The following is a 13,496-nucleotide window of genomic DNA, read 5'->3' on the forward strand; positions in this document are numbered from 1 at the left end:
GGCTCCCGGAGTCCAGGGAAGGCGCCCCCGGATGCGGCCCCCGCCGTTACCGGCGAGTAGAGAAGCGGGCTCCCGGTCACCTAAGCTGCTGGTCATGGAGTCTGTGACGACCACCACAGCCGCGCGTTCCCGTCCCCTGGACGACGGAACCGTCCGCCGGCTGACCCGACACGTGGTGAGCACCTCCGGCGCCACCACCGTCACCACCGCCCCCTTCACCGGACAGCCCCTCGCCGAACTGCCCCGCTCCTCCGCCGCCGACGTCGCCGAGGCGTTCCGCCGCGCCCGCGCCGCCCAGCAACAGTGGTCCCAGCAGCCGCCGAGCCGACGCGTCGCCCCCTTCCTCCGCTTCCACGACCTGGTCCTCGACCGGCAGGCCGAGGTCCTGGACCTCCTGCAATGGGAGACCGGCAAGGCCCGCCGCCACGCCTTCGAAGAGGTCTGCGACGCCGCCCTGGGCACCCTCCACTACGCCCGCCACGCCCCCCGCCTCCTGCGCAGCCGACGGGTCCCCGGCGCGCTCCCCGCGGCCACCCGGACCGTCGTGAACCGCCAGCCCAAGGGGGTCGTCAGCGTCATCACCCCGTGGAACTACCCGCTGACGCTGCCCGTAGCCGACGCGGTGCCCGCGCTCCTGGCGGGCAACGCCGTCGTCGCCAAACCCGACACCCAGACCGCGCTCAGCGCCCTGTGGGCCGTCGACCTGCTGGTCGAGGCGGGACTGCCGCAGGACCTGTGGCTGGTCGTCCTGGGCGACCCCGAGGAGATCGGCGACCCGCTCGTCGACGAGGCCGACTACGTGGCCTTCACCGGCTCCTCCGCGACAGGCGCCCGCATCGCCCAGCGCGCCGCCTCCCGGCTCGTCGGCTGCTCCGCGGAGCTCGGCGGCAAGAACCCGATGATCGTGTGCGCCGACGCCGACCTGGACCGGACCGTCCGCGGCGCGCTGAGCGCCTGCTTCAGCAACTCCGGCCAGTTGTGCATCTCCATGGAGCGCCTCTACGTGCACGAGTCGGTCCACGACGAGTTCGTGGCGAGGTTCGCCGAGGCGACGCGGAACCTGCGGCTGGGAGCGGGCCTGGACTACTCCGCCGACATGGGCTCGCTCACCTACCGCCGCCAGTTCGACCGGGTCGTCGCCCACGTGGAGGACGCCCGGGCCAAGGGCGCCACCGTGCTGGCCGGCGGCCGCCCCCGCCCCGACCTCGGACCGCTGTTCTACGAACCCACCGTGCTCACCGGCGTCGACGAGTCCATGACCCTCTACGCCGAGGAGACCTTCGGACCGGTCGTCTCCGTCTACCGGTTCGCCACGGAGGACGAGGCGGTGGAGCGCGCCAACGACACCCCCTACGGCCTCAACGCCAGCGTGTGGACCCGCGACGTGGCCCGCGGACGCCGCATCGCCGCGCGCCTGCGGGCCGGAACGGTCAACATCAACGAGGGCTACAGCGCCGCGTTCGCCAGCTACGGCGCGCCCATGGGCGGCATGAAGCGCTCCGGCCTGGGACGGCGCCACGGCGACGAGGGCCTGCTGCGCTACACCGAGGCGCAGACCGTCGCCAGCCAGCACTTCGTCGGCCTCAACGGTCCCCCCGGCATGTCCGCCGAGACCCTGTCCCGGGTGATGACCGCCGGAGCCCGCCTGATGCGGACGCTGCGCATCCGCTGACCGCCCTCCCGCGTGACCTTCTGCACACCGCGGCCGACCACGACGCGGCGCAGGGGCAGGATCAGGCCCGCGGACGCCTCCGCGGGCCCCCGCCCCCGCCCCGCGTCGCCGCAGCACGTCCCGGCAGCGCACTAGACTGGCGGTGATCCCGTCTCCTGTTGCTGGAAGGCCGTTACGTGTCCGTTGCCGGTGCTCCCGACAGCACGTTCGACACCGTTCTCGTCGTGGACTTCGGCGCGCAGTACGCGCAGTTGATCGCGCGCCGAGTGCGCGAGTGCCACGTCTACAGCGAGATCGTGCCCTCGACCATGCCGGTCGAGGAGATGCTCGCCAAGAAGCCCCGGGCCATCATCCTGTCCGGAGGCCCCGCCTCGGTGTACGCCGACGGAGCACCGCAGGCGCCCGAAGGCCTGTTCGAGACCGGGGTGCCCACCCTCGGGATCTGCTACGGCTTCCAGGTCATGGCGCAGGCCCTCGGCGGCGCCGTCGAGCGGACCGGCCGTTCGGAGTACGGGCGCACCGAGTTCGAGGCGTCCACCGACAGCCTCCTGTTCCGCACCCTGCCCCAGCAGCAGACGGTGTGGATGTCGCACGGCGACGCCGTGTCCCGGGCCCCCGAGGGCTTCCGGATCACCGGCCGCACCGCGGGAGCGCCCGTGGCCGCGATGGAGGCCCCCGAACGCGGGCTCTTCGGCGTCCAGTTCCACCCCGAGGTGCTGCACACCGAGCACGGCCAGGCCGTGCTGCGGCACTTCCTCTACGAGGGCGCGGGCTGCCGCCCCACCTGGACGATGGTCAACATCGTCGAGGAGCAGGTCGAACGCATCCGCGCCCAGATCGGCACCAAGCGGGTCATCTGCGGGCTGAGCGGCGGCGTCGACTCCGCGGTGGCCGGGGCGCTCGTGCAGAAGGCCGTCGGCGACCAACTGACCTGCGTCTTCGTCGACCACGGGCTGCTGCGCAAGGGCGAGGCCGAGCAGGTCGAGAAGGACTTCGTCGCCGCCACCGGCGCCACCCTCAAGGTCGTCGACGCCCAGGAGCGGTTCCTGAAGGCGCTGGCCGGGGTCACCGACCCCGAGACCAAGCGCAAGATCATCGGCCGCGAGTTCATCCGCGTCTTCGAACAGGCGGCCCGCGAGGTCGTCGCCGAGGCCGGGGACGGCGACGAGGCGGTGGAGTTCCTGGTCCAGGGCACCCTCTACCCCGACGTGGTGGAGTCCGGCGGCGGTACCGGCACCGCCAACATCAAGTCGCACCACAACGTCGGCGGCCTCCCCGACGACCTCCAGTTCACCCTGGTGGAGCCGCTGCGGGAACTGTTCAAGGACGAGGTCCGCAAGGTCGGCGAGGAGCTGGGCCTGCCCGCCGAGATGGTCTGGCGGCAGCCGTTCCCCGGCCCCGGCCTGGCCATCCGCATCATCGGCGAGGTCACCGCCGAGCGGCTGGCGATCCTGCGTGAGGCCGACGCCATCGCCCGCGAGGAGCTCACCCGCGCCGGACTCGACCGCGACATCTGGCAGTGCCCCGTCGTGCTGCTGGCGGACGTGCGCTCGGTGGGCGTGCAGGGCGACGGCCGCACCTACGGCCACCCGGTGGTGCTGCGCCCGGTCACCAGCGAGGACGCCATGACCGCCGACTGGGCGCGCCTTCCCTACGAGGTGCTCGCCACCATCTCCAACCGCATCACCAACGAGGTGCGCGAGATCAATCGCGTCACCCTCGACATCACCAGCAAGCCTCCGGGCACCATCGAGTGGGAGTGACCTCCCGGCACGGGTGAGGGCCGCCCCACGGGCGGCCCTCACCCGTGCGCGGACCCGGCCGCCGGGTCCGCGCGTCCGGTCAGCCCACCGCGTCCTCGTAGTCCGCGCGGCTGTACGTCTCATACCGTGCGTCGTCGCCGACCTGGCACGTCACCTCGAGGAAGTCGTCGTTTCCGCCCAGCAGCGTGACGGTCAGGAAGTCGGCGTCGGGAGCGGTCACCGGGGACAGCAGGTAGATCAGGGACGACTCGGCGCTGTAGTCGTCCGGGTCGTGGTTGCGGATCTGGAAGGGCTCGGCGGGGAACGCCTCCCAGTCGGCCAGCGGGCAGGCGCGCTCCATCAGCGCCCGGGTGTTCTCCGTGACCAGCGCCTCCGCCGGTTCGTTGCAGTAGTCGAACTCCGGAGAGCACTCGCCCGCCCGGTTCAGGGTGGGCGCGCGGCCGTCGGTCCGCCCGGGCTCCAGGCCGCCGGGGCGCACCCCGAAGTCCTCCCGCAGCGCCCGGGTGTCCCACACCTGCACGAACGGGTCGTCGTAGCCGGACAGCACCACGGCCACCTGGTCGTAGGCCCCGGGCACGGTGCTCCAGACGGTCCGGGCCACCTCGGCCGACTCCTCCCGCAGCGTGCCGGGGCCGCCGAAGTCGTAGAGGTACAGCGAGACGTACACGGTGCGCGCGCCGTCGGACTCGACGACCCCGAGGAACGGGTCCTGGTTGTAGTCCGCCGCTATGACGCCGTGCACCGCGGCGAGGTCGCTGATCCGGGTGGGGCGCGACCCGAAGACGAGGACCAGGGCCACCGCGAGCACCACCAGCGCCGCACCGCCCGCGACGAGGCCGACGACCAGCCCGGTGCGGCGGCGCTGCGGGGGCGGCGGGCCCAGACCCGCGGGACCGTACGGCGGGGGCGGTGGCAGGTTCGGGGGACCGCCCTGGTACGGACCGCCCGCCCACGGGGGCTGCCCCGGCGGAGGACCGTGCTGCGGACCACCCCCGTAGGGGCTGTGCTGCGGATCCACGCGGCAACTCCAAAACAACAGTAACGACGGGGAAGGGACGACCCCGGCTCCGAAGCCGGCTGTACAGCGGATGGTTCCCCATCCGGAAAGGCGGAACCGGCCGTACGGCCGGATTCTCGCCGAACCGAGGCGGTACGGTGACCGTCCCGCGGCCCCGGCGGAAGGCCGCGCCCGGCAGCCGCCGGACCTCTCACGCTCCCGCCGCGGCGATCAGCGCCCGGCCGGCCAGGATCCGGGCCAGGCCGCGCCGGTGCTCCGCGTCGTCGACGGTCCGGCCGCCCTGCGCCGCGTCCGCCTCGACGGCCCGCGCCGCCGTGCGCATCAGGGAGGCCCGCACGGGCAGCCCCGCGCATGCGGCCTCCACCGACGGAGCCCGCAACGGGGTCGGGGCCAGATTGCCCAGGACCACCCGCGCCGCGGCCAGGCGGCCGTCCTCCGGGCGCACCCCGGCGACCGCCGCCGTGAGCGCCCACGACCGTCCCGCCGGGGAGAACCGCTCGTAGTGGAACGACCAGCCGGGCCACTTGGGCACGCGGACCCCGGTCAGCACCTCGTTCGGCCCCATCGCGGTGGCCCCCTCGCCCACGAAGAACTGCGACGCCGGAACCCCGCGCTCCCCGTCGGGGCCCGTGACCCGGCACTCCGCGCCCAGGGCCACCACCGCCACGGGAAGGTCCCCGGCCGGGGCGGCGTACGACAGCGCCCCGCCCACGGTGCCGCGGCGCCGCACCGCGGGATCGGCGACCGCCTCCGCCGCCCGCGCCAGCAGCGGACAGTGCACACGCACCAGCGGATCGCACGCCACCTCGTGGTGGGTGGTCAACGCGCCGACCCACAGCGCGTCCCCCTCGTCGCGCACCCCGCGCAGCTCCGCCACACCGCCCAGGTCCACCAGCACGTCCGCGAAGACCCGGTGCGACCGCAGCAGCGGCAGCAGGCTCTGGCCGCCCGCCAGCACCCGCCCTTCCAGGCTGGCGGTCAGCGCCTCGACCGCCTCGGCGACGCTGCGCACCCGTACGTACTCGAATCTCGGCGGAAACACGATGCCCCCTCTCGCCCGGCTCACCCGGCCGTCCGCGTGCCCAGCGCCTCCAGCACGTCCGCCGCCTCGCGGACCGCCCGCACGACGTCCGCCTCGTCGCCGCAGGGACACCGGACACCCGCCAGCCTCGCCCGGATCTCCTGCTCGGAGAGCACGGCCTCCTGGTCCCGCAGCAGGTCCACCGCTGCCACCGTCAGTCCCGGCAGGCACTGCGCGCACCGCCGGACGTAGCGCCGGAACGTCCGCGCCAGACAGCGCACCGCGTCGTCGTCCGCCAGCCCCCGGACGGTGGTGACCTCGCACCCGTCCGCCTGCACTGCCAGCATCAGACAGCTCTTGACGGCCACCCCGTCCACCAGCACGATGCAGCCGCCGCACTCCGCCGCCTCGCACCCCAGGGGGAGGCCGCCGGACACCCGGTCGTGCAGGTAGTGGGTGAGCGGCAGGCACGCCTCCACCTCGTCGTCGTGGCGGACGCCGTCGACGGTGACGGCGACACCGATCCCAGGCACCGAACCCCTTCCCCGCTGCGCCGACGGACCCGCGTTCACCTGCGGATCTGTACGTGCGTCGGCGTGCTCGTCACGGTGCCCCCGACCCTAGACGACCCGGGTGCGCCGACCGCTTGGAGCGGAGCGGGCACAGGGTCTCTTTCCCCCGCCGCGGCGGAAACTTTGCCGAGTCGGGCGTTAGTCCGGGGGAGTCCCGCAGGTCAGGGGGAGTGCCGCTTGGACCGGTCCCGGGAGCGCACCAGCGCGCGCACCACCCCGACCAGCCCCAGCCCGAGGGCGAGCACCGGCAGCACCCACAGCACGTTGAACTCCCACGACGTGGTGCCGCTGACCACGAACGCCAGCCCCAGCAGCACGAACAGCAGGCCCGCGACCAGCGAGGCCCAGTCGGCGCTACGCCGCGACATGCCGCACCTCCACATCTCCCGCACAGGAATCCAGCACGAGGTTCAGCGTCGGCGGCTCCGCTGCCGACTCCTCCTCCGCCTCGTCCGCGTCGGGGGCCGACTCCGGCTCCACGACGCCGCGCACGTCCAGGCCGAACCCCAGAAGGTCCCGCTCCCCGAACGAGAGCCGACCGAACCCGGACCGGCCCCGGACGGTGATCCGCACCGATTCGGGGACCAGGACGTCCAGCGATCCCAGGCCGACCTCCGCGCGCACCGTCACCTCCTGGCCCGGTTCCAGTGCAAGCCCGGTCAGGTCCAGATCTGCCCGGCCCGCGGTCAGCTCGAACGGCTCCTGCGCCTCGGAGACGGTCTCCGGACGCCACACCACCTCGCCGAACCGCAGTTGGGTCAGGTCCGTCGCCGTCGCGGCCACGGCCAGCACCGTCACCAGCGAGGCGACCGGGACCAGGCCGCGCGGGTTGCCCACCCAGGTGCCGACGACGAGCGCCGCCCCGCACAGCGCGACGAGCCCGCCCAGGTAGACCGGGGCGGCCTCCGGGCCGAGCAGGGCACCGGCCGACACCCCGCCGGAGAGCGCGAACACCGCCCCGGTCAGCACCAGTGCGGCGCCGACCGTGAAGCCGAGCAGGCCCACCCCCCGGTCCCGGGAGCGCTTCGCCGCGCCGCCGCCCGGGCGGCCCTCCTCGTCGTCGCCCTCCTCAGCGGGGCTGTAAGCGCCGTGCAGACCGGCCTGCTCGACGGCCTGCCGCGCCACCACCGCCAGGTCGATCGGCCCGCTCGGCGCCGCGGCCCAGGGCTGCGCCGGGTTGTAGTAGGCGGCGTCGGGCGCAGGGTCGGGGGCGCTCGGCGGCGGTTCCCGCCGCCGCAGCCACTCCGGAAGCTGTTGGACGACCCGGTGCAGGTCCACGCCGCGGTTGTGCGCGACCAGCCCGGCCAGTACCAGCGGGACCGCCAGCACCAGTGTGGTCCAGCCGAACCCGCCGACCAGGTTGCACAGCGTGCCCAGGGCCAGTCCCGCGCCGAGCAGCGCCAGCACGGCCTCGCCGCCCAGCCGCCGGTTCAGCAGTTGTTCGAGCACTGCGGGGCCGCCGCGTGGGTCGCGCATCAGCAGCCATGCAAAGGCGTACAGCACCACCCCGGTGCCCGCCCCCAGCGCGGTCACCCCGAACGCGCAGCGCCACACCACCGGGTCAATCCCGGTGTGGCGGCCCAGTCCCGCGGCCACACCGGCGACCACGCCGCCGACGTCGTCCCGGTACACGCCGTCCCCGGCGGCGCCGACCGCCGCGGGGGACTCCTGCGCCTCCGCCCCACTCCTCGGCTCGCCATCCACCATGGGTCCATGGTCCCCTCTCGGGGATCCCAGTTCCCATCAGGGAGTTCCCTGACCCCACCCTGAACCCGGGTCCCGCAGGTCCCGGGCCCCACCCCGATGCGGGCTCCCTCTGCCGGGCGGCATCCTGGGAGGGAAACCGACGAATGCGAGGAGACGGTGACCGCGACGCGAGAAGAGACACCGCGGCTGTACCGGAGACGCGACGACCGGCTGCTGGGCGGGGTCTGCTCCGGCCTGGCCCGCCACCTCGGCATCGATCCGGTCGTGGCCCGCCTGGCGCTGCTCGCCCTGGCCGTCGGAGGCGTCGGCCTCGCCGTCTACATCGCCCTGATGCTCGTCGTCCCGGTCGAACCGGAGACCGGGGAGGGGGCCTTCCCCACCGGAGAGGAGAGCGTCCGTCGCAAGGGCCGCGACATCAGCCAGATGCTGGCCTACGTCGCGCTGGCCACCGGGTTGGGACTGCTCTTCCTGCTCTTCGGCGGGGTCCTCGACCCGCTGCTGTGGTTCCTGGTCTTCGGGGCGCTCGGCGGGACCATCCTGTGGCAGCAGGCCAACCCGGCCGAACGCGACGAGTGGGTCGCCTCCACCGCCCTGCGCGGCAAGGCGTGGCTCCGCACCGGGGTGGGCATCCTGCTCGTCATCGTCGGCGTCATCGGCTTCCTCGCCTTCCAGCAGCAGCTCCACGAGGCGCGCGCGGGCCTCACCTTCGCCCTCACCCTGCTGGCGGGGATCGCGCTGATCGTGGCCCCCTGGATCGTCGGCCTGGTGCGGGAGCGGGACCGGGAGCGCCGCGAACGCATCCGCAACCAGGAGCGCGCCGAACTGGCCGCGCACATCCACGACTCCGTGCTGCACACCCTCACCCTCATCCAGCGCCGCGCCGACGACCCCCGCGAGGTCCAGCGCCTGGCCCGCGTCCAGGAGCGCGCCCTGCGCAGTTGGCTCTACCAGCGCCGCACCGATACCGAGACCACCGTCTCGCCCGCCCTGGAGCGGGTGGCCGCCGAGGTGGAGGAGACCCACGGCGTGCCCATCGAGGTGGTCAGCGTGGGGGACTGCCCCCTCGACGAAGGACTGCACGCCACCCTGCAAGCAGCCCGGGAGGCCATGGTCAACGCCGCCAAGTACGCGGGGGCGGACACGATCTCGGTGTTCTGCGAGGTCGAACCCGAGGAGGTGCTCGTCTTCGTCCGCGACCGCGGCGCCGGGTTCGACCTGAACGCCGTTCCGGCCGACCGGATGGGCGTGCGCGGCTCGATCATCGGCCGCATGGAACGCCACGGCGGGCAGGCCCGGATCCGCACCGCCCCCGGGGAGGGCACCGAGGTCCAGTTGCGCATGCCCCGCAGTCCCGCCGCCCGCTAGCCGTCCCGGGCCGGTCGGCTCCGTCCGATGCCGGACGCCGGGTTCCCCGGGACGGAGGGGGCGGGTAGAGTCCACGGCGTGGGAGAAGAGAACACCTTCGCCAACGGCCGTGTCCCGCGGGTCGTGATCGTCGACGACCACCGCCTGTTCCGCAGCGGAGTGCGCGGCGAACTCGGCGACGCCGTCGAGGTCGTCGGGGAGGCAGGCGACGTCGACAGCGCGGTCCGCGTCATCAGCGAACAGCGTCCCGACCTGGTCCTGCTCGACGTCCACCTGCCCGGCGGGGGAGGCGTCGAGGTGCTCCGCCGGGTCCTGCCGAAGCACCCCGAGATCCGCTTCCTCGCGCTGTCGGTCTCCGACGCGGCCGAGGACGTCATCGGCGTGGTGCGCGGCGGCGCCCGCGGCTACGTCACCAAGACCATCTCCGGCAAGGAGCTCGCCGACGCGATCGTGCGCGTGGCCGACGGCGACGCCGTGTTCTCCCCCCGGCTGGCGGGCTTCGTCCTCGACGCCTTCGCGGCCACCGACGCGCCCCCCGTGGACCCCGAACTCGACCGCCTCACCCAGCGGGAACGCGAGGTGCTGCGGCTGATCGCCCGCGGCTACGCCTACAAGGAAGTCGCCAGGGAGCTGTTCATCTCGGTCAAGACCGTGGAGACCCACGTGTCCTCCGTGCTGCGCAAGCTCCAACTGTCCAACCGGCACGAGCTGAGCCGCTGGGCCACCGCCCGCAAACTCGTCTGAGACCGGCTCAGGCCAGCGCCCGCAGCATGCGGGAGAGGAACTCCGGCACGTCCACCTCGGTGGGCAGCACCACCGGGTCGCGGGAGCCGGCCTCCGGCCGCGTCCGCAGGTCCGCGACGGTCATCCCGCGGGTGTAGGTGCCGGTCAGCTCCACCTGCACCGGAACGGTCACCGACTCCGTCACCAGCGCGGGGTCGAGCAGCACCGCCGCGGCGAGGGGGTCGTGCATCGGGCAGGCACGCCGACCCAGGAACTCCGTGTACCAGTCCAGGTAGTAGGTGAGGAACCGGTGCGCGTAGCTGGCGCGTTCGCTCGCCAGGCCCGCCAGCTCCTCCAGCCACGGCTCCGTGGCCAGCGCCCGCATGGTCACGTCCAGGGCCACCAGGGTCAGGTTGAAGCCCGCGCCGAGTACGGCCTCGGCCGCTTCCGGGTCGTTGTTGACGTTGGCCTCGGCCCACGGCGTGACGTTGCCCGGGGCCCGCACCGCGCCGCCCATCACCACCACGCGGTCCACCAGCTGCGGCAGCCGCGGCTCCAGGGCCAGCGCCAGGGCCAGGTTGGTGAGCGGGCCGAGCGCCAGGACGCTGATCTCCCCGGGAGCGGAGCGGGCCAGCCGCACCAGCACCTCGGCCGCGGACTCGGAGACGGTGGCCGCCTCGACCGCCGGGAGTTCGATGCCGCCGAGCCCGTTTGTGCCGTGGACGTGCGCGGCCAGCCGGGGCTGCTGCACCAGGGGGCGGGCCGCTCCCGCCGCGACCGGGACGTCCGGCCGGTCGAACAGCCGCAGCAGCCGTACCGCGTTGTCCGTGGTCGTCTCCACGGAGGAGTTGCCGTAGACCGTTCCCACACCGACGATCTCGACGCTGCTGTCCGCCGCCAGGTAGGCCAGGGCCAGCGCGTCGTCGATTCCGGGGTCGCAGTCGACAAAGACCCGCACCGAATCCTCCACAGCCGTCGCTTCCGCAGGTTCCGGCCCAGACTAGTCGGGATGGCCCGCGGCCCTTCCCGCCCGCGTCTACCCTTGGTGGCGTGTCCTCCCAAGAGCAGCTTCTCGAAGGTCTGAACGAACCCCAGCGCGCGGCAGTGCTCCACCAGGGCAGTCCGCTGCTGATCGTCGCCGGAGCGGGGTCGGGCAAGACCCGCGTCCTCACCCACCGTATCGCCTACCTGCTGGCCGAGCGGGGGGTCCGCCCGGGGGAGGTGCTCGCGATCACCTTCACCAACAAGGCGGCGGCCGAGATGCGGGAGCGCATCGAGCGGCTGCTCGGCGAGCGCACGGTCAACGCGATGTGGGTGATGACCTTCCACTCGGCGTGCGTGCGCATCCTGCGCCGCGAGGCCGGACGCCTGGGCTATCCGAGCAGCTTCACCATCTACGACTCCGCCGACTCGCGACGGCTGATGCAGTTGGTCTGCCGCGAGCTCGACCTGGACCCCAAGCGCTTCCCGCCCAAGTCGTTCTCCGCGCAGGTGTCGAACCTCAAGAACGAGCTGGTGGACTACGACACCTTCGCCGACCGGGCGGCCAACGAACAGGAGCGCGTCCTCGCCGAGGCGTACAAGCTCTACCAGCAGCGCCTGTACGAGGCGGGCGCGATGGACTTCGACGACCTGATTATGGTCACCGTCCACCTGCTACAGATGTTCCCCGAGGTCACCGAGTACTACCGGCGGCGCTTCCGGCACCTGCTGGTGGACGAGTACCAGGACACCAACCACGCCCAGTACGCGCTGGTGCGGGAGCTCGTGGGCGACGCCGACCCGGCGACGCCCGGCCCGGAGCTGTGCGTGGTGGGCGACGCCGACCAGTCCATCTACGCCTTCCGCGGGGCGACGATCCGCAACATCCTGGAGTTCGAGCGGGACTACCCCCAGGCCACGACCATCCTGCTGGAGCAGAACTACCGGTCCAGCCAGAACATCCTCAGCGCGGCCAACGCCGTCATCGCGCGCAACGAGGAGCGCCGCCCCAAGAACCTGTGGTCGGCCCGCGGGGAGGGACCGCCCATCGTCGGCTACGTCGCCGACAACGAGCACGACGAGGCGGCGTTCGTCGTCCGGGAGATCGACGCGCTCACCGATGCGGGGGCCTGCGAGCCCGGCGACGTCGCGGTGTTCTACCGGACCAACGCGCAGTCCCGGGTGCTGGAGGAGGTGTTCGTCCGCACCGGAATGCCGTACCGCATCGTCGGCGGGGTGCGGTTCTACGAGCGCAAGGAGATCCGCGACATCCTCGCCTACCTGCGGGTCCTGGCCAACCCCGAGGACACGGTGAGCCTGCGCCGGATCCTGAACGTGCCCAAGCGGGGCATCGGCGACCGGGCCGAGGCGGTGGTCGAGATGTTCGCCTCGCGGGAGCGGATCACCTTCGCCCAGGCGCTGCGCCGCGCGGACGAGGCGCCGGGGATCGCGACCCGATCCCTCAAGGCGATCAAGGAGTTCGTCGCCCTGCTGGACGAGTTGACCGCCCTGGCCGCCGAGCGCAGCCCGTCCGAGACGGTGGAGGCGGTCCTGGAGCGCACCGGCTACCTCAACGAACTCGTCAACTCCAAGGACCTCCAGGACGAGAGCCGGGTGGAGAACCTGGAAGAGTTCGTCGGGGTGGCCCGCGAGTTCGAGGCGTCCTTCGGCGCCGGGCCGGTCGGGGAGGACGTCGAGGACACCGCCGGGGGCGAGGCCGAGCCGACCCTCGTGGACTTCCTGGAGCAGATCTCCCTCATCGCCGACGCGGACCAGGTCTCCGAGAGCGACGAGCAGGGGGGAGCGGTCACGCTGATGACCCTGCACTCGGCCAAGGGACTGGAGTTCCCGGTCGTCTTCCTCACCGGCCTGGAGGACGGGGTCTTCCCGCATCTGCGCACCCTGGGCGACCGGTCGGCGCTGGAGGAGGAGCGGCGGCTCGCCTACGTGGGCATCACCCGGGCCCAGGAGCGGCTCTACCTCAGCCGGGCCGCGGTGCGCAGCTCCTGGGGAGCGCCGTCCTACAACCCCGCCTCCCGGTTCCTGGACGAGATCCCCGCGAACCTGGTGACCTGGCGTCGCGCCGAGTCCTCGATGGACTCGCTCCGCCGCTCCGCCTCCCCGAGCCGCGGGCCGGCGTCCCGCAGGGCGGAGCGCCGGGTGCCGTCGCTGCGTCCGGGCGACAAGGTGAACCACGACTCGTTCGGCCTGGGCACGGTGCTCCTGGTCGACGGCACGGGGGACCGCACCAAGGTCCGGGTCGACTTCGGTGCGGACGTCGGGGAGAAGGACCTCCTGGTCCGCTTCGCCCCGCTCGAGAAGCTCTGAGGAGCCGTCGCGGAGGGCACAGGGGAGGCGGTGCCTGACGTGTCGCGTCCCCTGATTCGCCAAGTGGACGGAGGTCGGCTAAAGTCTTGCGACGTCGCCGAGCTCCGGGGCCTCCCGGAGGGCGGTGGCCCGGTCCAGAATGTGCGAAACACTCGGCGGAGCAGGTATTCTGGATCTTGAACCGAGCGAGACGGACGCGGCGGAAGCCGCGGCCGGGCCGGTTCTCCCACTCCAAGCCGGATGGTCCGAGCACCCTCGGACAGGCGCTAGAGTGGAAACACCCCGGAAACACCAACCAGCAAGAGCTGGTGCGGTTTCTGGGACAACTGATGCGGTTGCCGTGGCT

11 protein-coding genes are annotated in these 13,496 nt (G+C 72.9%); 5 read left to right on the forward strand and 6 right to left on the reverse strand.

What is annotated here, in order from left to right:
- The first annotated feature begins 94 nt into the window (after positions 1-94).
- Together AC529_RS12640 and guaA are read left to right on the forward strand one after the other, a co-directional pair.
- Positions 95-1,672, forward strand: coding sequence for a succinic semialdehyde dehydrogenase (locus AC529_RS12640; RefSeq protein WP_068756835.1), 1,578 nt, complete (start codon positions 95-97; stop codon positions 1,670-1,672).
- A 176-nt stretch (positions 1,673-1,848) separates the two neighbouring features.
- The gene (gene guaA / locus AC529_RS12645; RefSeq protein ID WP_068756838.1) at positions 1,849-3,435 is read left to right on the forward strand and encodes a glutamine-hydrolyzing GMP synthase; all 1,587 of its coding nucleotides are present in this window, start codon (positions 1,849-1,851) and stop codon (positions 3,433-3,435) included.
- Positions 3,436-3,514: 79 nt separating this feature from the next.
- On the opposite strand, the gene AC529_RS12650 is transcribed toward guaA, so the two are convergent.
- The 5 genes from AC529_RS12650 to AC529_RS12670 all read right to left on the reverse strand — a co-directional run bounded on the left by AC529_RS12650 (position 3,515) and on the right by AC529_RS12670 (position 7,753).
- Positions 3,515-4,453, reverse strand: coding sequence for a hypothetical protein (locus tag AC529_RS12650; protein WP_232306717.1), 939 nt, complete (start codon positions 4,451-4,453; stop codon positions 3,515-3,517).
- A 190-nt stretch (positions 4,454-4,643) separates the two neighbouring features.
- Positions 4,644-5,495, reverse strand: coding sequence for an FAD binding domain-containing protein (locus AC529_RS12655; protein ID WP_068756840.1), 852 nt, complete (start codon positions 5,493-5,495; stop codon positions 4,644-4,646).
- A gap of 20 nt (positions 5,496-5,515) precedes the next feature.
- Entirely contained in the window at positions 5,516-6,007 is a 492-nt protein-coding gene (locus tag AC529_RS12660; protein WP_068756842.1) for a (2Fe-2S)-binding protein, read from the reverse strand.
- 200 nt (positions 6,008-6,207) lie between these two features.
- On the reverse strand, positions 6,208-6,414 hold the full coding sequence (locus AC529_RS12665; RefSeq protein ID WP_068756844.1) for a cytochrome c-type biogenesis protein: 207 nt from the start codon (positions 6,412-6,414) through the stop codon (positions 6,208-6,210).
- Positions 6,401-7,753: a PspC domain-containing protein gene (locus AC529_RS12670; RefSeq protein ID WP_068756846.1), complete on the reverse strand. Its 1,353-nt coding sequence runs from the start codon at positions 7,751-7,753 to the stop codon at positions 6,401-6,403. The genes AC529_RS12665 and AC529_RS12670 overlap by 14 nt, the downstream gene beginning before the upstream one ends.
- A 156-nt stretch (positions 7,754-7,909) precedes the next feature.
- Here AC529_RS12670 and AC529_RS12675 point away from each other — a divergent pair, with 156 nt between their 5' ends.
- A complete protein-coding gene (locus tag AC529_RS12675; RefSeq protein WP_232306718.1) occupies positions 7,910-9,118 on the forward strand; it encodes an ATP-binding protein in 1,209 nt (402 codons plus the stop codon).
- Between the two features lie 78 nt (positions 9,119-9,196).
- Positions 9,197-9,862 (forward strand): response regulator, encoded by a 666-nt coding sequence (locus AC529_RS12680; protein ID WP_068756848.1) that lies wholly within the window; start codon positions 9,197-9,199, stop codon positions 9,860-9,862.
- A gap of 7 nt (positions 9,863-9,869) precedes the next feature.
- Here the strand turns inward: AC529_RS12680 and AC529_RS12685 are convergent, their stop codons facing one another.
- A complete protein-coding gene (locus AC529_RS12685; RefSeq protein WP_068756937.1) occupies positions 9,870-10,799 on the reverse strand; it encodes a nucleoside hydrolase in 930 nt (309 codons plus the stop codon).
- A 92-nt stretch (positions 10,800-10,891) separates the two neighbouring features.
- On the opposite strand from AC529_RS12685, the gene pcrA reads away from it, so the two are divergent.
- Positions 10,892-13,150 (forward strand): DNA helicase PcrA, encoded by a 2,259-nt coding sequence (gene pcrA, locus AC529_RS12690; RefSeq protein WP_068756850.1) that lies wholly within the window; start codon positions 10,892-10,894, stop codon positions 13,148-13,150.
- Positions 13,151-13,496 lie beyond the last annotated feature (346 nt).

The organism is Thermobifida cellulosilytica TB100 (assembly GCF_001517975.1).
GTDB classification, from domain to species: Bacteria; Actinomycetota; Actinomycetes; order Streptosporangiales; family Streptosporangiaceae; genus Thermobifida; species Thermobifida cellulosilytica.

What these genes read in the sequence shown, in the direction of transcription:
- AC529_RS12640 (WP_068756835.1), top strand. Translation starts at nt 95, where the DNA reads ATGGAGTCTGTGACGACCACCACAGCCGCGCGTTCCCGTCCCCTGGAC.
- AC529_RS12665 (WP_068756844.1), bottom strand. Translation starts at nt 6,414, where the DNA reads ATGTCGCGGCGTAGCGCCGACTGGGCCTCGCTGGTCGCGGGCCTGCTG.
- AC529_RS12670 (WP_068756846.1), bottom strand. Translation starts at nt 7,753, where the DNA reads ATGGTGGATGGCGAGCCGAGGAGTGGGGCGGAGGCGCAGGAGTCCCCC.